Consider the following 20,633-nt stretch of genomic DNA (forward strand, 5'->3'; position numbering starts at 1 on the left):
GAATCTGTGCCTACCCTCAACCCAACCCAGGGGAGCATGATCGGCGCATGGACCCGCAACCGCTATATCTCCGCCTGGCGAACCACTACCGGCGCGCCATTCAGACCGGGGTCCTGGCCCCCGACCAGCGCATGCCTTCCGTGCGCACCCTGGTGCGCACCCACCACGTCAGCCTGTCGACCGCTTTGCAGGCCTGCCGGCTGCTGGAAGACGACGGCCTGATCGAGGCCCGGCCACGGTCCGGCTATTTCGTCCTCAAGCCACGCCGCAACAGCATTCCGCCGGTCAACGAACCCGACATCCGCCAGGCGCTGGGCGCCGCCCAGTACGTCGGCATCCACGACCGCGTGTCGGACTTCGTCGCCAAATGCGAGGCCCATCCCGTCAGCGCCAATTTCGCGCTGGCCGCGGCGGTGCCGGACGCCTATCCCATGGAAGACCTGAAGCAGGCCATGATCCGCGCGCTGCGGCAGGCGCCGCAGGTGCTGGTCAGCCCGGTGCCGCCGCAGGGCCACCCGGAACTGCGCACCGTGCTGGCGCGACGCGCCCTGGCCAACGGTATCAATGCCACCCCCGACGACGTCATCGTCACGCACGGCTGCATCGAAGCGCTGAACCTGGCGCTGCGCGCGGTGGCGCGCCCGGGCGATACCATCGCCGTCGAATCGCCGACCTACTTCGGGCTGCTGCAGATCCTCGAAAGCCTGGGCATGCGCGCGCTGGAAATTCCCACCAGCCCGCAGCACGGACTGTCGATCGAAGCGCTGGACCTGGCCTTCCAGACCCACGGCAACATCCGCGCGGTGGTGGTGGTGCCCAATTTCCAGAATCCGCTCGGCTGCGTCATGCCGGATGCCGAGAAGGCGCGGCTGGTGGCCTTGTGCGAACGCCAACAAGTGCCGTTGATCGAAGACGACACCTATGGCGCGCTCACCGACGACGACACCCCGCTGCCCGCCGCCAAGTCCTGGGACCCCACCGGCAACGTCATCTACTGCGCGTCGATGCACAAGACGCTGGCGCCCGGCATGCGATTGGGCTGGCTGCTGGGCGGCCGCTGGAAGGCCCGCATCGCGATGCTGAAATTCGCGCAAAGCCGGCCCAACGAGCCGCTGGCGCAGATGGCGGTCGCCGAGTACCTGGGCTCGCGCGCCTACGACCGGCACCTGGCGCGGCTGCGCCGGCTCCTGAAGACGCAGCGCGACCAGACCGCCGAAGTCATCGCCGCGCACTTCCCGCGCGGCACCCGCCTCAGCATGCCTACCGGCGGCATGCTGCTGTGGGTCGAAATGCCGGACGGCCGCTCCGGGCTGGAAGTGTTCGAAGCCGCTCTGCAGCAGGGCATCCGCGTGGCGCCCGGCGCCATGTTTTCCAACAGCGCGCGCTATAACCATTTCCTGCGCATCAGTTGTGGCCAGCGCCACACCCCCGAAATCGCGCGGGCGCTGGTGACCCTGGCGCGAATCGTGGGCGCGCGCCAGCCATGAATCCGCAGTTGCACCAGTTCATCGTCGACTATGGCCTGTGGGCGGTCTTCGGCGGCACCCTGCTCGAAGGGGAAAGCGTGGTGGTGCTGGCGGGTTTCCTGTCGCACCAGCGGCTGCTGCACCTGCCCTACGTGATGCTGTGCGCATTCGCGGGCTCGTTCCTGGCCGACCAGGCGCTGTTCTACCTTGGCAGGCGCTATCGCGAACATCGCTACGTGCGGCGCATCCGTGCGCAACCGGCCTTCGGCAAGGCCCTGGCCGCGGTCGACCGCTATCCGCACGGCTTCATCCTGGCGCTGCGCTTTCTCTACGGCCTGCGCACCGTGGGACCGGTGGCGCTAGGGGTCTCGCAGGTTCCGCCCATGCGCTTTCTCGCGCTCAACGCCCTTGCCGCCGCCATCTGGGCGCTGTGCTTCAGCCTGGTGGGCTATCTGTTCGGGCAGACCATCGAGTCCCTGCTCGGCCGCTTGCACGGCGTGGAAACCAAGCTGGCGGTGGCCGCCGTGATCGGCGCGGCAACCTGGCTGGTGTATTGGTGGTATGCGCGCCGCCGTCGGCGGCGCTAGGGCCCTATGCGCGGCGGCGCCAGGCGGATGCCGTGTCAGAAAACCAGCTTGCCGCTGGCGCGCATCACGTGGCGGCGGCGCGCCTTGCGATACAACGCGCCGATGAAGGGCAATAGGGCCAGCCGCCGCAGGACCGGATGGCGCTGGTCGAAGTCGTGCCAGGCCTTGAAGCCATGGCCCAGGCGCTCCCAGCTCTGGCGCGCCTCGGGAGAAAGTTTGCCGGGGTCGAAGGCCGCCAGCTTTGCCGCTTCCGAACCCCGGGCCGCCAGGCCACGGTTCCGGTGTTCCAATGGATACTGATTCCGCATGGGGCGGCATATTACCCGGCTTGCGTGACCCTTGCCGGCCTGCGTCAGGCACCGTTCGTGGGCGACTCTGGCGCCGCCTTTGATCGCACTTTGCAAGCCGTTGTAAACAAAGGAAAAAGGCATCCTATGCCAGCGCTATCCCAAGGCTTGTCCACAGAAGTTGTGGGTAACTTCGGCGGGCCGTGAGACTGTGCGGCTACTTGAGCGCAGCGACGATCTGGTCGCGCACGCTCTCGAATCCGGCCACGTACTGCGGGTTTTCGGAACGGGCGAGCAGGCTGGAATAGTTTTGCTCCAGCTGGGCCTCGATCGCCTCGCGCAGTCCGGGCGAAGCCTTGGCCAGGTGCAGCATCGTCAACAACGCCGAATTGAGCGCATCGATGCGGCCGCCCTGGTGCGAGATGGTATGCACGATGACCGCGATTTGTTCCTGGGTGTCCATGGGTAAGCCTCCTGGATTGATGTCGGCGCAAATCCTAGCATGGGCGCGCGCGGCCACTGGGCAAGGCGCGCGCTGCGCGCTAGCATGAAGCGTAGCGCGGCGCGGCGACGGCGCGCCAAGGCAACCGGGAGCGTACCCATGAAGACGATCCACGACTACATGCCCCCCGACGCGGCGGCGCTGCGACGGTTGCAGGAACGGTTGGGATACGGCGACGCCCAGATGGCCGAACTGGCCGGCCTGGACGATGCCGTGCCCTGGTCCAGCTATATCGGCGGCCCGCAACCGCGGGCATTGGGACAGCACCGGCTGCTGGCCATGGCCGCCCGCCTGGCCCTGGACGACCCGGCCTGGCAGGCGGTGCTGGCGGCCATGCGCGAGATCGGCGCGCGCTTCGACTATGACATCGCCCGGGCGCCGCTTGCGACGCCGACGCCGGCGCCGCCTCCCGCGCAGGAAAGCAAGTTCGGCATGCAGCTCGTCAGCGACCACGGCGCCTTCCACGAGATGGAGCAATTGCGCGAATTCGCGCACCATGCCCAGGCGTTCGGCGTCACCGACCTGGTGCGCGTGGCGCGCTACGACAGCGGCGCCGACCTCTGTCGTTTCACCCTGGTTCCGGCGCGGGAGCAGGATGCCGCGCGCCGCGACCGGGTCTTCGACGCCGCCTCCCGGACCATCACCCGCTTTGTCTTCGACGGCCGCGTCTACCGCGGCGGCATCCCGCCGGAATCCGACGGCTGACACATGCATTGACTTGCGCCGCGCCGCGCCTGTATGGTCGGGCGCATGAACGAACGCCTAGACGCCATCGACCGGCAGTTGCTCAGCCTGCTGCAGGCCAACGCCCGTGAACCCGCCGCCATCCTGGCGCGCAAGCTGGGGTTGGCGCGCACCACGGTGGTGACGCGCATAGCCCGCCTGGAACGCGAGAACATCGTGGCAGGCTACGGGGTGCGCCTGGGGCGCTTGCTTGAAGAAGCCGCGGTGCGTGCGTATTGCTTCATCAGCGTGCTGCCCAAGACGCCGGCCGCGGTGATCCGCGAACTGGAGAAAATGCCCGAGGTCGAGGAAGTCTCGTCCGTCAGCGGCCCCTACGACTACCTGATTTTCCTGCGCTGCGAAACCCACGAACAACTGGACGCGCTGCTGGACCGCATTGGCCTGATCGATGGCGTCAAGCAGACGCAGACCTCGATCGTCCTGAGCCGCAAGGTCGATCGGCGCAGCGCCGTGGGCGCGCCCTAGCGGCGCGCTGACCGGCCCGCCGGCAGCCGCCACGCGACGTTGGCCTTTCTCCGTATTGTGTATCCCGGGGACAGCGGGAGCGGCATAATGTTGTAATGTGAATTGTCGCCTTTTACGGATTCCCCATGTTCGCACGCCTTGCCCTCGCCTCCGCCTTGCTCGCCCTGCTGACCGCCTGTTCCAGCATGAGCGAAGTGACGCCCACCGGCAAGAACAGCTACAGCGTCACCTACAGTTCCGGCACGCAATTGCTGACCTGGGTCGAAATCAAGAACCAGGCGCTGCAGCGCGCCGACCAGTATTGCCAGTCGATCGGACGCAAGCTGCAAAAGCCAGCCATCACCTCGAACCACGCGACGGGCCTGGGCTCCAAGCGCGCCACCGTCACGTTCGAATGCGGCGAGGTCCCGCCGCCCAAGAGCGCGCCGCAGCAATAAGCCGGGAACGCATCGTGAAGACGCCCCCGCCCGTCGGCATCACCATGGGGGATGCCGCCGGCATCGGCCCCGAAATCGTCGTCAAGGCCTGCGCCCAGGGCTTGAATGCCTCCTGCGTGGTGTATGGGGACGCCGGTGCCTTGCGCCGCGCCGCCAGCGCGCTGGGCGCGCGCCTGGAGATCACCGAGATCGCGCGGGCCGGGCAGGCCAGCGGCGACGCCGGCCGCATCGAGGTGGTGAACTGCAGCCCCGCCCTGCCGCCCGACCTGCCCTATGGCCGGATCAGCGCCGCCGCCGGCCGCGCGGCCTATGACTATGTCTGCGCCGCCATCGACGACGCCCGGGCCGGCCACATCCGCGCCATCGTCACCGCGCCGTTGAACAAGAAATCGATGCACGAGGCCGGCATCGATTATCCCGGCCACACCGAGATCCTGGCCGAACGCTCCGGCACCGATGATTTCGCCATGATGCTGGCCAACGACGAGTTGCGCGTGCTGCTGGTGACCATCCATGTGGCGCTGGCCGACGTCATGGCGCGCATCACTCCCGAGGCCGAACTCACCGCCATGCGCCTGGCCGACCGCGCCTGCCGCCAGATGGGCATCGCGCGCCCGCGGGTCGCGGTCGCCGGGCTGAATCCGCATGCCGGCGAAGGCGGCAAGTTCGGGCGCGAAGACATCGACATCATCGAGCCTGCCATCCGCCGCGCGCGCGACGAGGGCATCGACGCCAGCGGCCCGTGGCCCGGCGACACCATCTTCATGCGGGCGCGCCGCGGCGAGTTCGACATCGTGGTGGCCCAGTACCACGACCAGGGCCTGATCCCGGTCAAGTACCTGGGCCTGGATCATGGCGTCAATGTCACGGTGGGCCTGCCGTTCGTGCGCACCAGCGTCGACCACGGCACCGCCTTCGACATCGCCGGCAAGGGGGTCGCCGACCAGGCCTCGCTGATCGCCGCGTTCGACCTGGCCCTGGCCATGACGCCCTGACCGTCCAAGCCCCCGCGTCTACAATACGCCCCGATTCCGGCGCCCGTCGCGCGCCGCCGCCGCTTTTCCTCCCCTCCCTATCTCCATGTCACGCCTTGCCCGCCTCCTGCCCGACCGCTTCACCCTCTACCTGATCTGCACCGTCATCATCGCCAGCATCGTGCCCGCCCACGGAAAGGGCGTGGTGGTGTTCGGCTGGATCACCAACATCGCGGTCGGCCTGCTGTTCTTCCTGCACGGCGCGCGCCTGTCGCGCGAGGCCATCATCGCCGGCCTGACCCACTGGAAGCTGCATCTCACGATTTTCTCGGCCACGTTCCTCATGTTCCCGCTGCTGGGCCTGGCGCTCAAGCCGGTGCTGGAACCGCTGGTCACCCCCGAGCTCTATCTCGGCATCCTGTTCCTGTGCTGCCTGCCGGCCACCGTGCAGTCGGCCATCGCCTTCACCTCGATGGCGCGCGGCAACGTGCCGGCGGCGGTCTGCAGCGCCTCGGCCTCGAGCCTGCTGGGGATTTTCCTGACGCCGCTGCTGGTGGGCACCGTGGTCGCCAACGCCGGCAGCGCGCCGATCTCGTTCGATGCGGTCGGCAAGATCATGTTGCAGCTGCTGCTACCGTTCGTGCTGGGGCAGTTCGCCCGCCGCTGGATCGGCGCCTGGGTGCACAAGCGCAAGGCGATGCTGAAGTTCGTCGACCAGGGATCGATCCTGCTGGTGGTCTATACCGCGTTCTCCGAAGCCATCAACGAGGGCCTGTGGAGTTCCACGCCGATCCCGGCGCTGCTGGGCCTGGTGGTGTGCTGCGCCGTCATCCTGGCGCTGGCGCTGGGCCTGTCGGCGCTGGCCGGCAAGATGTTCGGCTTCAACCTGCCCGACCGCATCACGCTGCTGTTCTGCGGCTCCAAGAAGAGCCTGGCCAGCGGCATTCCCATGGCCCAGGTGCTGTTCGCCGGCCATGCGGTGGGCGCCATCGTGCTGCCGCTGATGCTGTTCCACCAGATCCAGCTGATGGTCTGCGGCGTGCTGGCCGCGCGCTACGGCAAGCGCCCCGAAACGGACGAGTGAATCGCCACGCCCGCATGAAAAAACCGCGCTCGGGCGCGGTTTTTTTTGGGGCTGGGCGCCGGGCGCTCAGTACATGTCGCGGGGCTGCGCGCCGGAGAAGTTCAGGAAGCGCGTGCTCGAACCCTGGAAGGTCAGGCGCACCGTGCCGATCGGGCCGTTACGCTGCTTGCCGATGATGATCTCGGCGGTGCCCTTGTCCGGCGAATCGGGGTTGTAGACTTCGTCGCGGTAGATGAACAGGATCACGTCCGCGTCCTGTTCGATGGCGCCCGATTCGCGCAGGTCGCTCATCACGGGGCGCTTGTTGGGACGCTGTTCCAGGCTTCGGTTCAGCTGCGACAGCGCGATCAGCGGACAGTTCAGTTCCTTGGCCAGGCCCTTGAGCGAACGGCTGATTTCCGACACCTCGGTGGCGCGGTTCTCGCCCGAACCGTTGCCCGACATCAGTTGCAGGTAGTCGATGATGATCAGGCCGAGCTGGCCGCACTGGCGCGCCAGGCGGCGCGCGCGGGCGCGCACTTCCATCGGGCTGAGCGCGGGCGATTCATCGATGTAGACCTGCGCGTCCTGCATCAATTGCACCGCGTGGGTCACGCGCGGCCAGTCCTCGGCAATCAGCTTGCCGGTCCGCATGCGGTGCTGGTCGAGCAGGCCGACCGAACCCAGCATACGCATGGCCAGCTGCACCGCGCCCATTTCCATCGAGAATACCGCCACCGGCAGGCCCTCTTCGATGGCCACGTGTTCGCCGATGTTCATCGAGAACGAGGTCTTGCCCATGGACGGGCGGCCGGCCACGATGATCAGGTCGCCGCCCTGCATGCCCGAGGTCATCTTGTCGAGATCGGTGAAACCGGTGGGCACGCCGGTCACATCAGAAGTGCTTTCGCGGTGATAGAGCTCGTCGATGCGTTCGACCACCTGCGTGAGCAGCGGCTGGATTTCCTGGAAGCCGGCGGCGCCGCGCGCGCCTTCCTGGGCAATCTGGAACACCTTGGACTCGGCCTCGTCCAGCAGTTGGCGCGCTTCCTTGCCCTGCGGATTCATGGCGGCCGAGGAGATCTCGTCGGCGATCGACACCAGCTTGCGCAGCATGGCGCGCTCGCGCACGATTTCGCCATAGCGGCGGATGTTGGCGGCCGACGGCGTGTTGTGCGCCAGCGCGTTCAGGTAGGCCAGGCCGCCGGCGTCCTCGGCCTTGCCCGCGCTGACCAGCGATTCATGCACCGTGATGACGTCGGCCGGACGCGCCAGGCCGATCAGGCGGGCGATGTGGTGCCAGATCAGCCGGTGGTCGTGGCGGTAGAAGTCCTCTTCGACCAGCACGTCGGCAATACGGTCCCAGGCTGCGTTGTCCAGCAGCAGGCCACCCAGCACCGACTGCTCCGCCTCGATCGAATGGGGAGGAACGCGCAGGTATTCGAGCTGGGAATCGGCAGGTGTGTTCATGGCTTCAATAGTAACGGCTGCAGGATATCCGCGACGCGGAAGAAACCCTGCACATCGCGCGACGGCAACCGGCCCAGGAGCGGGCGCAACGGCGTGGCGATGAAGGAAAGCACCCGGGTCAGGCGGCGCAGGCGCGCCTTGACCTCGGGATCGGGATTGCACTCGAAATAGACTTCCAGCGCCAGTTTACCCAGGGTGCGGCCGACCTCGTCGGGCAACTTGCGCAACGATGCCAGCGACGCCAGCATCTGGAACAGATCATAGGCTTGCGCCAGTGGCCGCGACAGCGTCGAACCGATGTTTTCCTCGAAGTCGATGCGCCACAATTCGCCATCCTGCAAGGTGATGTTGCGGATCTGGGCGCCGCCATGCCACAGCCCACGGGCGTGGAAGGCGGCCAGGTCGGTCGCGGCCGCCCGCGTCAGCCACAGGCGCGAGGTGGTGTCTTCGTTGCGGATCAGGTCGGCCAGGTCGTCGCCGACGAACTCCAGCACCAGCAGCCCCTCTTCCTGCCACCAGACCTCGGGCACGCGGCAGCCGGCCTGCAGCAATTGCTTCAGGCGCCGGGCCTCGTGCTCCAGGCCGTTGCGCAACAGGATGCCGGGCCGCGGGAATTCGCCCAGGAACAGCTTGCACCCCAGCCCAAGGAACAACGCGCGCGCATAGCGCAACACGTAGCTCACGCCGCTCGCCAGTCCCGGGCGCCGGCGCTTGACGATGCAGCGCACCCCATCGATGGTCGCATCGCGCACCGACGGCTCGCGCTCGGCGTCCAGGCTGTCGAGCCAGGCTCGCAATCCGGCGGGGGCGTTGTGGTGGACGGGCGGCTGGGTCAAGAGGTCCTCGAAGGAAACGGCGTGGGAGACAAGCGTGCAGCCCGCAAGACTACACGCAAATGGCGGCGGGTACCGCGACGGAACACAAGCCGCAAAGAAAAAAAGCCGGCGCGCGGGCCGGCTTTTTTTCTACCGCGGGGCGAGGCTTACGACAGTTCGCCTTCGACCAGCACCGTGACGTCGACGGTCACGTCGGCGTGCAGGGCGACCTGGATCGGGAACTCGCCGATGGCCTTGAGCTGGCCGTTGGGCATGCGCACCTGGGCCTTTTCGATGCCTTCGAAACCGGCCTTCTTCAGACCTTCGGCGATGTCGGCGTTGGTGACCGAGCCGAACAGACGGCCGTCGACGCCAGCCTTCTGGACGATCTTCAGTTGGTAGCCGTTGACGCGCTCGCCCAGGGCCTGGGCGGCGGCCAGCTTCTCGGCCTGGATCTTTTCCAGTTCGGCGCGGCGGGCTTCGAATTCCTTCAGGGCGGCGTCGGTTGCGCGACGGGCCTTCTTCTGGGGAATCAGGAAGTTGCGGGCGTAGCCATCACGCACGCGGACGACTTCGCCGAGGTTACCCAGGTTGACGACTTTTTCGAGCAGAATAACTTGCATTTCAGTGCCCCGGATTAGTTGTGGTTGTCGGTGTAAGGCAACAGGGCCAGGAAGCGCGCGCGCTTGATGGCGGTGTCCAGCTGGCGCTGGTAGATTGCCTTGGTGCCGGTCAGGCGAGCCGGGATGATCTTGCCGTTTTCTTGCACGAAGTCGCGCAGGGTGTCCAGATCCTTGTAGTCGATCTCTTCGACGCCAGCGGCGGTGAAGCGGCAGAACTTACGACGCTTGAAGAGCGGGTTCTGCTGCGTGAATTTGCGTTTTTCCTTGCGTTTTCCGAAGAAAGCCATGATATGTGCCTTATGTTTGAGAGGACCGGGTCTGCCTTGATCGGGCCCGACTCCCCGTAACCTATCCGTATTCAGAAGGCGCTCTCGCGCCCGTTGCCCTTCCCGTCAAGCCACCAGCGGATCGCGTCCTGCGCTGCCGCTGATCCTGCGCGCCTGCTGCAGATGCAGCTTGAACTTCACGGAGTCCTTGCGCACCGGGGCCAGAAACCCCTGCACCTGCAATTCGGACCCCAGCGCCGTTCCTTGCAACAGCAACGCCAGATCGCCCAGTGCCACGGCCGAGATCGTCAGTTCGACACGGCGCGGATGGCCGGCTTCGATGACCTCGGATTCGTGCGCCAGCACCATTTCCAGGGCTGGCAGACCGGCGGGAGTGTGGCGCAAAGGCTCGCATTCGAGAACGCGGGCGCTGAGTTCCAGCTTGTTCATCCTGCCAGGCACCAAGGGGACTTCATGGGATGGGCTCTGCCTGAGCCCTGCTTACTCGGCCTGAGCCGCGACAGCTTCCGCCGAAGCCTTGCGGGCTTCTTCGCGCTCGACCGACTTCATCATGATCGAGGGAGCGGTCTGGGCCTTCTTGGTCTTGATGACCAGGTGGCGCAGCACGGCGTCGTTGTAGCGGAACGAGTGTTCCAGCTCATCCAGCGTGGCTTGGCCGCACTCGATGTTCAGGCAGACGTAGTGAGCCTTGACGAGCTTCTGGATCGGGTAGGCCAGTTGACGGCGGCCCCAGTCTTCCAGGCGGTGCACCGAGCCGCCTTGGCCCGTGACCAGCGCTTGGTAACGCTCGACCATGGCGGGCACTTGCTCGCTTTGGTCGGGGTGAACGATAAACACCACTTCGTAGTGACGCATGAGTAAAACTCCTTGAGGATGTCTTGCCTGCCGTCCGCCCGACACCGTCATCAGTCCGCGCGCACATCGTGTTCGCGATCCGTTCCGGCTTTCCAGTGCTTTCTCTATCACTGGTCTTTTTCTTCGAGGCGTATGGCTTGCAAGGGGCAGCCCGCTACCCAAAAAACATGGGCGGTCGAGCAAGAAAGCTCTCGATTATCGCCGATCGGGCTACTGGGCGCAAGCCAGCGGCGCTCAGGAAATCGGGGACGCGTTATCCGGTCCCACGGGATGCGGCGCAGCCGCCACACCGATCGGCTGCGGCCGGCTGACCAGGCTGACCATCACGTAGCTGATGATCATGAGCAGGAACCACGAGCCCAGCTTGGCAATGGATACCAGTTCCCAGCCTTGCGACTGGTTGGGATAGCGCCAGGCGTTGGCAAAGGTGCCGATGTTCTCGGCGAACCAGATGAACAGCGCCACCAGCACGAAGCCCAGCAGCAACGGCATGCGGCGGTAGTCGCGCCAGATGCGGAAATAGACCCAGGTGCGGGCGAACAGCAGCGCCGTCAGGCCGAATAGCGCCAGCCGGAAATCCACGATGAAATGATGGGCGAAGAAATTCACGTAGATCAGTACCGACAGCGCCACGGTCGCGGCCAGCGACGGATGGGCGCGGAAGCGGAAGTCGAACAGGCGCCAGACCCGCGCCAGATAGCTGCCGACCGCGGCATACATGAAGCCGGTGAAGAGCGGCACGCCGCCGATGCGCAGCACGCTCGCCTCGGGGTAGATCCAGGAACCGGCCGCCGTCTTGAACAGTTCCATGCCGGTGCCGACCACATGGAACATCAGGATGACCTTGGCCTCGCTCCAGGTTTCCATGCGCAGGGCCAGCAGCGCCGCCTGGATCGCCAGGGCCGCCAGCGTCAGGAAATCGTAGCGCGCCAGCCAGGCGTCCTTGGGATACCACCAGTGCGTGCCCAGCAGCAGCGCGCACATCAGGCCGCCGAACAGGCAGGCCCAGGCCTGCTTCACGCCGAAGCGGAAGAACTCGTAGAAGGCGACGCCCAAACGACCGCGGCCGGCCAGATGATCGGCCAGCCGCGCTTCCCACCCCTGCAGTCTCGCGATGAGCGGCCAGTCATTGGCCGCCGGATGCCGCACGGAGGACTCAGCCTTCCACCACGGCGTAGGCCGAGTGGTTGTGGATCGATTCGAAGTTCTCGGCCTCGACGCGGTAGCGCGCGATGCCGGGATGCGCGTTCAGGCGGGCCGCCACGTCGCGCACCAGGTCCTCGACGAACTTGGGGTTGTCGTAGGCGCGTTCGGTGACGTACTTCTCGTCGGGGCGCTTGAGCAGGCCCCAGAGCTCACACGAGCCTTCGTCTTCGATCAGGCGGATGACGCCGTCCATGCTGATGTCGGATTCCAGGATGGCCGAGACCGTCACGTGCGAGCGCTGGTTGTGCGCGCCGTATTCGGAGATGGCCTTGGAACACGGGCACAGGCTGGTCACCGGCACCTGCACCACCAGCTCGAACTCAACCTGGTCGCCCTGGGCGCGGGCGATCCACTGCACTTCGTAGTCCAGCAGGCTCTGCACGCCGGAGATCGGCGCCGACTTGTTGATGAAGTACGGGAAAGCCGCGGTGATGTCGCCGCGCTCGGCATGCAGCAGCGGCAGCATGTCGGCCGCCATGGCGCGGAACAGCGTCGGCGTCATGGGAGTGCTGCGGTACTTTTCCAGCAGCGCCACGAAGCGGGACATGTGCGTCCCTTTTTCTTCGGGGGGCAGCGCCACCGTCAGGGTCCAGTTGGCCACGGTGCCCTGGGGCGAACCGTCGGCGTTCTCGATGAGCATGGGGTGGCGCACGCCACGGATGCCCACGCGCTGGATCGGGATGTGCCGCGTGTCCGTCGAGCTCTGGACGTCGGGCATCACGATGGCGGGGTCGATCGGAGAATTCATTTCGGCTTACCTGTCTGGGCGACGAGCGTGGCGTAAACACGCAGACCCAGGAATCTTTAAGAGGGGGCCATTATCGCCCAAAGTGCCGCCAGCGCCAGGGAAAACCCTTTCATTCGTAGGCTGTCGGGGCCGGAACACACTGTTTCGCCACACGGACCAAACCACCGGGCCGGTCCGTGGGTGCGCGCAATCAGGCCAGCAGCGCGGCGTAGCGGGTCCGGATCGATTGCTCGATGCCCGCGGCATCCAGGCCGATCCCGGCCAGCAGCGCCAACTGATCGCCGTGGTCGATGAATTCGTCGGGGAAGCCCAGTTGCAGCACCGGAATCGAGACGCCTTCGGCGGCCAGCACCTCCAGCACCGCGCTGCCAGCGCCGCCCATGATCGCGGCGTCCTCGATCGTCACCAGCGCGTCGTGGCGGCTGGCCAAGTCGAGGATCAGCGCGCGGTCGATCGGCTTGACGAAGCGCATGTCGGCCACGGTGGCATCCAGCTTTTCGGCCACCGCCAGCGCAGGCTGCAGCAGCGTGCCGAAGCCGAGGATGGCGATCTTGCGGCCTTCGCGCCGCACCACGCCGCGGCCCAGCTCGACCGTATCCAGGCCGGCCGTCTCGGCCGCGCCGCAGCCCGCGCCGCGCGGATAGCGCACCGAGGCCGGGCCGGGATACTGATAACAGGTGGACAGCAGCAGGCGGGTTTCGTTTTCGTCCGAGGGCGTGGCCACCACCATGTTTGGCACGCAGCGCAGGAAGGCGGTGTCGTAGTTGCCGGCGTGGGTGGCGCCGTCGGCGCCGACGATGCCGGCGCGGTCGAGCGCGAAGGTGACGTCCAGGTTCTGCAGCGCCACGTCGTGGATCAACTGGTCGTAACCGCGCTGCAGGAAGGTCGAGTAGATCGCCAGCACCGGCTTCTGCGCTTCGCAGGCGACGCCGGCGGCGAACGTCACGGCGTGCTGCTCGGCGATGCCGACGTCGAAGTAGCGTTGCGGGAAGCGCTTCTCGAATTCGACCAGACCGCTGCCTTCGCGCATGGCGGGCGTGACAGCCACCAGGCGCGGATCCTGCTGGCCCATGTCGCAGAGCCAGTCGCTGAACACCTGGGTGAAGGTGCGCTTGCCGGGCGCCTTGGATTGCTGGATGCCGACGGCGGGATCGAACTTGCCCGGGCCGTGGTACAGCACCGGGTCGGCCTCGGCCAGCTTGTAGCCCTGCCCTTTCTTGGTGACCACGTGCAGGAACTGCAGCCCTTGCAGCGCCTTCAGGTTCTGCAGCGTCGGCACCAGCGCATCGAGGTCGTGGCCGTCGATCGGGCCGACGTAGTTGAAGCCGAATTCCTCGAACAGCGTGGCCGGCGTGACCATGCCCTTGGCATGTTCCTCGAAGCGGCGCGCCAGCTCCAGCACCGGCGGCACGTGTTGCAGCACGGCGCGGCCGACGTTCTTGGCGGCGGCGTAGAAGCGTCCGGACATCAGGCGCGCCAGGTAGCGGTTCAGCGCCCCCACCGGCGGCGAGATCGACATGTCGTTGTCGTTCAGGATCACCAGCAGGTTGATGTCGGCGGTGACGCCGGCATTGTTCATGGCCTCGAAGGCCATGCCGGCGGACATCGCGCCGTCGCCGATCACGGCGATGTGCTGGCGCTGCACGCCGGCGTTGCGCGAGGCCACCGCCATGCCCAGCGCGGCCGAGATCGAAGTGGACGAATGCGCGGTGCCGAAGGCGTCGTACTCGGATTCGCTGCGCTTGGGAAAGCCCGAAATGCCGCCCACCTGGCGCAGCTTGGCCATGCCGGCGCGGCGTCCGGTGAGGATCTTGTGCGGGTAGGATTGGTGGCCCACGTCCCAGACGATGCGGTCATGCGGCGTATCGAAGACCTGGTGCAGCGCCAGCGTCAGTTCCACCGTGCCCAGGTTCGACGACAGGTGGCCGCCGGTCTTGGAGACCGACTCCAGCACGAAGCCGCGCAACTCGTCGGCCAGCCGCTTGAGCTCGCGACGATCCAGGCGCTTGAGGTCTGCCGGGGATTGGATGCGGTCCAGTAATTCTGTCGTCATGCTTGTATGGGGTTCGTATGCCCGGCCTGCGGCCAGCCCGGACGGGTCACGGTTCAGCGATCTCGAAGGACGATGAAATCGGCCAGTTCGGCCAGGCGCGAACCGGCATCGCCCAACGGCTCGAGCGCGGCCAGCGCGGCTTCGCGCAGCTCGCCGGCAAAGGCGCGGGCCTCGTCCAGGCCCAGCAGCGAAACGTAGGTCGGCTTGTTTTCGGCAGCGTCCTTGCCCGGCGTCTTGCCCAGGCTGGCGGAATCGGCGGTCACGTCGAGGATGTCATCCACCACCTGGAACGCCAGCCCCATGGCCTGCGCATAGACGTCCAGCGCCTGGCGCGAAGCCGAGCTGGCGCCGGCGACGATGCCGCCCAGCGCCACGCTGCAGGCCAGCATGGCGCCGGTCTTCATGCTGTGCATCAGTTGCAGGTCGTCGCGCGACAGCGAACGGCCGACGCTGAACAGGTCTATGGCCTGGCCGCCGGCCATGCCCTGGCTGCCCGCGGCGCGCGCCAGCGACTGCGTGGCCTGCACGATCAGCGCCGGGGCGATCGGCATGGAGGCCAGCAATTCGAAGGCCAGCGGCTGCAGCGCGTCGCCAGCCAGCATGGCGGTGGCTTCGTCGAACTGCACGTGGGTGGTGGGACGGCCGCGGCGCAGAACGTCGTCGTCCATGCAGGGCAGGTCGTCGTGCACCAGCGAGTAGGCGTGGATCAGTTCCACCGCCGCGGCGGCGCGGTCCAGGGAGGCCTCGACGGCCAGCACGCTGCCGCTGACCGGGCAGGCCTGGCCGGCGGCGTAGACCAGCGCGGCGCGCACCCGCTTGCCGCCGCCGAGCACGGCGTAACGCATGGCTTCGTGCAGGCGGGCGGGCACGGCGTCGGCAGGCGGCAGGAGGTCGTCGAGCACGTCTTCGACATGCCGCACGCGGCCCTGCAGCCACTCCGGGAAAGCGAGTTGTATTTGCTTCATCCGATTCTTATTCGTCATCCAGCGCCGCCGGATCCAGCGGGCGCAGCAGGTCGCCCTCGAGGACCTTGACCTGCTGTTCGGCCTGGGCCAGGCGGTCCTGGCAGACGCGCGTCAACGCCACGCCGCGACGGTACGCGGCCAGCGATTGCTCGAGCGGCAGCGAACCGTCTTCCATGGCCGCGACCAGCGATTCGAGTTCGGCCAGGGCCGTTTCGAAATCCTGGGGCAAGGGACGGTCGTCGGTCTGCGGATCGGCTTGTGCGGGTTTGGCCAAACGGGTCTCCGAGGGCGCTAGGGGTGGATCAATCCGTGAATTGTACGAGATACCAAGGACACATCCCGATGCGCCCGCGGTCTCAGGCGCAAGCCCCCGCCAACCCCGCGATCGCGGCCCGCAGCGCCGGCGCCACATGGGTGCGCAGGCCGGCTTCGGGCAACAAGCCTTCCGGCCCGCCGCAGCTCATGACGAACACCCCCTCGCCCGTTATCGACACGAAGGGCACGGCGACCGCGTTGATGCCGGACTGCCACTCGCCGATCGCGAAGCAGCAGCCGGTGTCGCGCAGTTCGGCGCGGGCGCGCTCGATGGCGGCAGGCGCCGGCGCCGCCGGCCCCAGCCGTTCCAGCACGTCGGCACAGGCGGCCGCCGGCAGGCTGGCGAGATAGGCGCGGCCCATGGCGCTGTCGAGGCTGGCGCGGTAGCCGACCGGCAGCCGCAGGTACAGGGCGGACGAACCGTGGATGGCCTCGACGTAGGTCATGGCATCGCCGTCGAACGCCCCCAGCGCCACCGCGCCGCCAGTCTCGCGCGCCAGATCGGTCATCGAGGCCTTGGCCAACTCGCGCACCTCCAGTCCGGCCAGCAGGCCGAAACCCAGCGCCAGCACGCCGTAGCCGGGCGAGTACTTGCCGGTATCGGGGTGATAGCGCAGGTAGCCCAGTTCGGTGAGGGTGTAGGTAATGCGGCTGATGGTGGGCTTGGGCAGGCCGGTCAGGCGGGCCAGATCCAGGTTGCCCAGCGCCGCCACGCCGGGCCGGAAACAGCGCAGCACCTCCAGCCCGCGCGCCAGCGCGGTGATGAAATCCGGTGATACCGGCCCCTCGCCCACGGCCCCCGCCCGCTTGCGGCGCGCCGGCGCGCTCAATTCAAGCTTCTGGTCGGGCTTGGCGGCGGGATGGGGAATGCGCTTGGGGTCAGAAAAAGATTGCATTTCTATTCGCTTCGTTTTTATAGTTTATTTCGAATAACAAAACTAAATTCCAATATTCGGAATTTAACACACACGCGATTTCAAGGGGAAAACATGATTCGCAAGCGCTATCCATTCCTGGCGGGTTTACTGCTCAGCGTCGCCGCGCTGGGCGCCCAGGCCGATTCCTATCCGTCGCGTCCGATCAAGGTCGTATCGCCGTTCCCGGCCGGCGGCGCCACCGACGTACTGACCCGGGTGCTGGCCGAGCGCATGGCCAAGACGCTGGGACAGCCCATGATCGTCGAGAACAAGGCGGGCGCCGGCACCTCGATCGGCGCCGCCTTCGTCGCGCGCGAGGCGCCGGACGGCTACACCATCCTGATGGCCACCAACTCCACCCTGGTGACCAACCGCTACCTGTATAAGGAACTGCCCTACGATCCCGACGGTTTCGCGCCGATCGGCATGGTCGGCGTGGGCCCGCTGGTGCTGCTGTCCAGCCCCAAGCGGCCGTTCAACAGCACGGCGGACGTGGTCGCGTACGCCAAGCAGAATCCGGGCAAGCTGACCTTTGCCACCTTCGGCGCCGGCACCTCGTCGCACTTGGCGGGCGAACTGTTCAAGGAACGCGCCGGCATCGACATCCTGCACGTGCCGTTCAAGGGCGCGACCCAGGCCCTGCCGGCGCTGATCAGCGGCGACGTCGACCTGTTCTTCGACATGGTCGCCACCGGCATGCCGCAGGCCGAGGCCGGCAAGGTCAAGGTGTTCGCCATCACCAGCCCCAACCGCCTGGCCACCGAATCGAAACTGCCGACCCTGGCCGAGCAGGGCTACGCGGGCTTCGACATGACCGCCTGGTTCAGCTTCGTGGCGCCCAAGGGCACGCCGGCCCCGGTGCTGGAAAAGCTGCAGGCGGCCCTGGCAGATACGCTCAAGGACGAAGCCGTGAAAAAGCGCATGCTAGAGATGGGCATCGACCCGCGTTCCGGCAGCCCGTCGGAATTGGCCCGGCAGATCAGGAACGAGCAGCCCATCGTGTCGCAACTGATCAAGCAGGCCAATATCGTCCTGCAATGACGGCCACCGCCGTTTCGTGACAAAAGGTTCACGGACCCGCAACGTCCGCGAACCTGCGCCCAGGGCGCCCCTAGACCGACAGCGCCCGCGCGGCCCTGTCGGTTTTTCATGCGCAACCTAACCCCTGGATACAGTACCCGCGCCGCCCCGGCTGCTAAGGTGAAAAGCGAGGACGGCCGCCGCGCCCTCCCCCGCCTCACTTGTCTCCGGGAGTCCGATGCCTTTGACCGATGACCGCTACGCCCGACTGGATGCCGCCCGCTGGCTTGCCGCCGCGGCGGTGGTGCTGCTGCACAGCGCCGCCCTGATCGTCAGCGAACCGGCGGCGTTTGGCAATGGCGCCTGGCTGGCCGCCAATCTCTACGATTCGGCGGCGCGCTGGTGCGTGCCGGTGTTCGTGATGGTCAGCGGCGCCCTGCTGCTCGATCCCGACAAACCGCAGGACGCGCGCCGCTTCTACAGCAAGCGGGCGACGCGGATCCTGACGCCGCTGGTGTTCTGGAGCCTGTTCTACCTGGCCTGGCGCACCGGCCTGGACTGGTGGGACGACGGCCACGTCGATTTCTCCTTCTGGCCGCGCAAGGTCGCCCAAGGGGAACCCTACTACCACCTCTGGTATCTCTACATGATCGTGGGGCTGTACCTGTTCGCGCCGCTGGTGCGGCTGCTGTATGCGCGCAGCAGCCCGCGCTCGCGTTCGCTGTGGGTGGTGGGCATCCTGGGCCTGGCCATCCTCGATGCGCTCTATCGCCGCGCCCTCGGCGCGCAACCCGGTTTCTTCCTGACCTGGTTCCTGCCCTACCTGGGCTATTTCGTCGCCGGGCGCCAGATCTTCGACGGCGAGCTGCGCGTGCCACGGCCGGCCCTGGTGCTGGCCGCGAGCGTGGCGGCCACGGCCCTGGGCGTGTACACCATGTCCAGCAACCGAACGTTGAACACCTATTTCTACGACTACTTCAGCCTGACCGTGCCGTTCATGTCGCTGGCGGCATTCCAGTTCATCGTCTCGTCGCCGCGGCTGCCACGATTGGCGTCGCTGGCTCCGCTGACCTTCGGGGTCTACCTGATCCATCCGGTGTTCCTGGATGTGGCGCACCGGGCCGGCGCCATCAGCGGCGCGCGCCGCGACGCCTGGGTCGTGCCGCTGTTGACCCTGGCGGTGTTCGCCTTGTCCGCCGCCAGCAGCTGGTTGCTGCGGCGCCATCCCGCCACCCGCAGGCTGGTCTGAAAAACCTACGATGCGCAAGGTTATTCAGGTTTTGCGCGCGGTCAAACCAGCGCGGCCGGATCTTCACTAAGCTTCACCGATCTTCACGGGCGTGGGGAAAAGGGTTGGGGTACAATTGACGGCTTACTTGATCGGCCAGACACCGATTTTTCTTCGCGCCAGAACGGATTTAGCCACCCCTCTTGCATACCGCGATTGCAAAACACGACAGCGCGCAAACGCGCAATAGTGAAGCAGCAGTGGTGAAGCAACAGCGACGCAACAATGTCGCAACAGCGGCAGGGGATGTGACGAAGCTCAAGCCGTCCTGGCTTTTTAACGCCGGGCCGCCCCAGAAAGAGGCCCCCATTTGAGGGCAGGTCAGCCCAGCTGGTACGTAGTACACAGTGGGCGCGGCGTTGGGGGAAATATTCATCCGAGCGGAGGGAATCATGACCGACATCGGTCGGATGGCACATGTTGTGCCAGCTCGCACCCAGCTACCCGTCAGTGCTTATTTTGACGAAGCCCTCTTTGCCCGCGAGCAAGAACTCATTTTCAAGCAATCCTCGCTGTACGTCGGCCACCAGAAGCTGGTGCCCGAGGTCGGGGATTGGCGCACCTTGGCCCAGGAAAATGGAGGGCGCGTGCTGGTTCGCAACCAGCAGGGCGTTGAACTCATCTCAAATGTCTGCCGCCACCGCCAGGCATTGATGCTGGGCGGCCAGGCCGGCGACGTCACCGGCCACTGCAATTCGCACGGCAGCCTCAAGGCCACCGGCGGCAACATCGTCTGCCCGCTGCACCGCTGGACCTACAACAACCAGGGCGAGCTGCTGGGCGCGCCGCAGTTCGAGACCACGCCGTGCATGAACCTGCAGAAGTTCCGGCTGCGTGATTGCCATGGCCTGCTGTTCGAAGGCCCGCGCGACCCGGCCGCCGACATGGCGCCGCTGTTCGCGCGGCCCGAGTTCGACTTCGGCGATTACGTGCTGGACCACGTCGAAGTGCACCAGTGCAACTACAACTGGAAGACCTTCATCGAGGTGTACCTGGAGGACTACCACGTCGGCCCGTTCCACCCCGGCCTGGGCCGCTTCGTCACGTGCGACGACCTGACCTGGGAGTTCAACGACTGGTACAGCCTGCAGAAGGTCGGCGTGCACAACGCGCTGGCCCAGCCGGGTTCGGACGTCTACAAGCAATGGCACGATCGCCTGCTGTCGTTCCGCGACGGCGACGCGCCCGATTTCGGCGCGGTCTGGGTCACGTATTTCCCGACCCACATGATCGAGCTGTATCCGCACGTGCTGGTGCTGTCGACGCTGTATCCAAAGAGCCCGCAGGAAACCGTCAACGTGGTCGAGTTCTACTACCCCGAGGAAATCGCCGCCTTCGAGCGCGAGTTCGTCGAGGCGCAGCGCGCGGCCTACATGGAAACGGCGATCGAGGACGACGAGATCGCCGAGCGCATGGACGCCGGCCGCAAGGCCCTGATGTTGCGCGGCGTGAACGAGACCGGTCCCTACCAGTCGCCGATGGAAGACGGCATGCAGCACTTCCACGAGTGGTACCGCCGCATCATGCAGGAGCGGCTCTGAGGACA

Annotated in this window: 24 protein-coding genes; 10 read left to right on the top strand and 14 right to left on the bottom strand. The window is 66.5% G+C overall.

The genetic code is table 11. The features are described 5' to 3' along the window. Positions 1-47 precede the first annotated feature (47 nt). The gene (locus tag DK459_RS21070) at positions 48-1,487 is read left to right on the top strand and encodes a PLP-dependent aminotransferase family protein (protein ID WP_006388381.1); all 1,440 of its coding nucleotides are present in this window, start codon (positions 48-50) and stop codon (positions 1,485-1,487) included. Next, complete coding sequence (locus tag DK459_RS21075; RefSeq protein WP_006388380.1) at positions 1,484-2,053, top strand: DedA family protein; 570 nt, start codon at positions 1,484-1,486, stop codon at positions 2,051-2,053. The genes DK459_RS21070 and DK459_RS21075 overlap by 4 nt, the downstream gene beginning before the upstream one ends. 35 nt (positions 2,054-2,088) lie before the next feature. On the opposite strand, the gene DK459_RS21080 is transcribed toward DK459_RS21075, so the two are convergent. Together DK459_RS21080 and DK459_RS21085 are read right to left on the bottom strand one after the other, a co-directional pair. Further along, entirely contained in the window at positions 2,089-2,343 is a 255-nt protein-coding gene (locus tag DK459_RS21080) for a hypothetical protein (protein ID WP_020924519.1), read from the bottom strand. Positions 2,344-2,557: 214 nt separating this feature from the next. Then, a complete protein-coding gene (locus DK459_RS21085; protein ID WP_006388378.1) occupies positions 2,558-2,803 on the bottom strand; it encodes a hypothetical protein in 246 nt (81 codons plus the stop codon). Positions 2,804-2,941: 138 nt separating this feature from the next. Here DK459_RS21085 and DK459_RS21090 point away from each other — a divergent pair, with 138 nt between their 5' ends. The 5 genes from DK459_RS21090 to DK459_RS21110 all read left to right on the top strand — a co-directional run bounded on the left by DK459_RS21090 (position 2,942) and on the right by DK459_RS21110 (position 6,546). Beyond that, positions 2,942-3,547 carry a hypothetical protein gene (locus DK459_RS21090; protein ID WP_006388377.1) on the top strand — a complete coding sequence of 202 codons (606 nt, stop codon included), beginning with the start codon at positions 2,942-2,944 and terminating at the stop codon, positions 3,545-3,547. A gap of 45 nt (positions 3,548-3,592) precedes the next feature. Further along, a complete protein-coding gene (locus DK459_RS21095) occupies positions 3,593-4,051 on the top strand; it encodes an Lrp/AsnC family transcriptional regulator (RefSeq protein ID WP_053499621.1) in 459 nt (152 codons plus the stop codon). Between the two features lie 125 nt (positions 4,052-4,176). Then, positions 4,177-4,488, top strand: coding sequence for a hypothetical protein (locus tag DK459_RS21100; RefSeq protein ID WP_006388375.1), 312 nt, complete (start codon positions 4,177-4,179; stop codon positions 4,486-4,488). Positions 4,489-4,502: 14 nt separating this feature from the next. Beyond that, the gene (pdxA, locus tag DK459_RS21105; protein WP_024068227.1) at positions 4,503-5,483 is read left to right on the top strand and encodes a 4-hydroxythreonine-4-phosphate dehydrogenase PdxA; all 981 of its coding nucleotides are present in this window, start codon (positions 4,503-4,505) and stop codon (positions 5,481-5,483) included. 85 nt (positions 5,484-5,568) lie between these two features. Further along, positions 5,569-6,546, top strand: coding sequence for a bile acid:sodium symporter family protein (locus DK459_RS21110; RefSeq protein ID WP_006388373.1), 978 nt, complete (start codon positions 5,569-5,571; stop codon positions 6,544-6,546). A gap of 66 nt (positions 6,547-6,612) precedes the next feature. On the opposite strand, the gene DK459_RS21115 is transcribed toward DK459_RS21110, so the two are convergent. The 12 genes from DK459_RS21115 to DK459_RS21170 all read right to left on the bottom strand — a co-directional run bounded on the left by DK459_RS21115 (position 6,613) and on the right by DK459_RS21170 (position 16,758). Then, entirely contained in the window at positions 6,613-7,995 is a 1,383-nt protein-coding gene (locus DK459_RS21115; RefSeq protein ID WP_006388372.1) for a replicative DNA helicase, read from the bottom strand. Then, positions 7,992-8,831: an RIO1 family regulatory kinase/ATPase gene (locus DK459_RS21120; RefSeq protein WP_006388371.1), complete on the bottom strand. Its 840-nt coding sequence runs from the start codon at positions 8,829-8,831 to the stop codon at positions 7,992-7,994. The genes DK459_RS21115 and DK459_RS21120 overlap by 4 nt, the downstream gene beginning before the upstream one ends. Before the next feature lie 146 nt (positions 8,832-8,977). After that, positions 8,978-9,433 carry a 50S ribosomal protein L9 gene (gene rplI / locus DK459_RS21125; RefSeq protein ID WP_006388370.1) on the bottom strand — a complete coding sequence of 152 codons (456 nt, stop codon included), beginning with the start codon at positions 9,431-9,433 and terminating at the stop codon, positions 8,978-8,980. A 14-nt stretch (positions 9,434-9,447) separates the two neighbouring features. Further along, on the bottom strand, positions 9,448-9,720 hold the full coding sequence (gene rpsR / locus DK459_RS21130) for a 30S ribosomal protein S18 (protein WP_006218308.1): 273 nt from the start codon (positions 9,718-9,720) through the stop codon (positions 9,448-9,450). 105 nt (positions 9,721-9,825) lie between these two features. Further along, a complete protein-coding gene (priB, locus tag DK459_RS21135) occupies positions 9,826-10,149 on the bottom strand; it encodes a primosomal replication protein N (protein WP_006388369.1) in 324 nt (107 codons plus the stop codon). A 51-nt stretch (positions 10,150-10,200) separates the two neighbouring features. Next, complete coding sequence (gene rpsF / locus DK459_RS21140; RefSeq protein WP_020924524.1) at positions 10,201-10,575, bottom strand: 30S ribosomal protein S6; 375 nt, start codon at positions 10,573-10,575, stop codon at positions 10,201-10,203. Positions 10,576-10,809: 234 nt separating this feature from the next. Next, entirely contained in the window at positions 10,810-11,724 is a 915-nt protein-coding gene (locus DK459_RS21145) for a DUF817 domain-containing protein (protein ID WP_054448341.1), read from the bottom strand. A gap of 7 nt (positions 11,725-11,731) precedes the next feature. After that, positions 11,732-12,529, bottom strand: a complete 798-nt coding sequence (gene folE2 / locus DK459_RS21150) for a GTP cyclohydrolase FolE2 (protein ID WP_006388366.1) — start codon at positions 12,527-12,529, stop codon at positions 11,732-11,734. A 190-nt stretch (positions 12,530-12,719) separates the two neighbouring features. Continuing rightward, entirely contained in the window at positions 12,720-14,582 is a 1,863-nt protein-coding gene (dxs, locus tag DK459_RS21155; protein ID WP_006388365.1) for a 1-deoxy-D-xylulose-5-phosphate synthase, read from the bottom strand. A 53-nt stretch (positions 14,583-14,635) separates the two neighbouring features. Further along, positions 14,636-15,547 carry a polyprenyl synthetase family protein gene (locus DK459_RS21160; protein ID WP_006388364.1) on the bottom strand — a complete coding sequence of 304 codons (912 nt, stop codon included), beginning with the start codon at positions 15,545-15,547 and terminating at the stop codon, positions 14,636-14,638. A gap of 7 nt (positions 15,548-15,554) precedes the next feature. Next, positions 15,555-15,821, bottom strand: coding sequence for an exodeoxyribonuclease VII small subunit (locus tag DK459_RS21165; RefSeq protein ID WP_006388363.1), 267 nt, complete (start codon positions 15,819-15,821; stop codon positions 15,555-15,557). Positions 15,822-15,903: 82 nt separating this feature from the next. After that, entirely contained in the window at positions 15,904-16,758 is an 855-nt protein-coding gene (locus DK459_RS21170; protein WP_006388362.1) for an IclR family transcriptional regulator, read from the bottom strand. 93 nt (positions 16,759-16,851) lie between these two features. On the opposite strand from DK459_RS21170, the gene DK459_RS21175 reads away from it, so the two are divergent. The 3 genes from DK459_RS21175 to DK459_RS21185 all read left to right on the top strand — a co-directional run bounded on the left by DK459_RS21175 (position 16,852) and on the right by DK459_RS21185 (position 20,628). Next, positions 16,852-17,820 carry a tripartite tricarboxylate transporter substrate binding protein gene (locus DK459_RS21175; RefSeq protein WP_006388361.1) on the top strand — a complete coding sequence of 323 codons (969 nt, stop codon included), beginning with the start codon at positions 16,852-16,854 and terminating at the stop codon, positions 17,818-17,820. Between the two features lie 217 nt (positions 17,821-18,037). Continuing rightward, complete coding sequence (locus tag DK459_RS21180; protein WP_024068222.1) at positions 18,038-19,048, top strand: acyltransferase; 1,011 nt, start codon at positions 18,038-18,040, stop codon at positions 19,046-19,048. Between the two features lie 431 nt (positions 19,049-19,479). Further along, complete coding sequence (locus DK459_RS21185) at positions 19,480-20,628, top strand: aromatic ring-hydroxylating dioxygenase subunit alpha (protein ID WP_024068221.1); 1,149 nt, start codon at positions 19,480-19,482, stop codon at positions 20,626-20,628. Positions 20,629-20,633: the final 5 nt, after the last annotated feature.

Source organism: Achromobacter sp. RW408 (genome assembly GCF_003184165.1).
GTDB lineage: Bacteria > Pseudomonadota > Gammaproteobacteria > Burkholderiales > Burkholderiaceae_B > Achromobacter > Achromobacter xylosoxidans.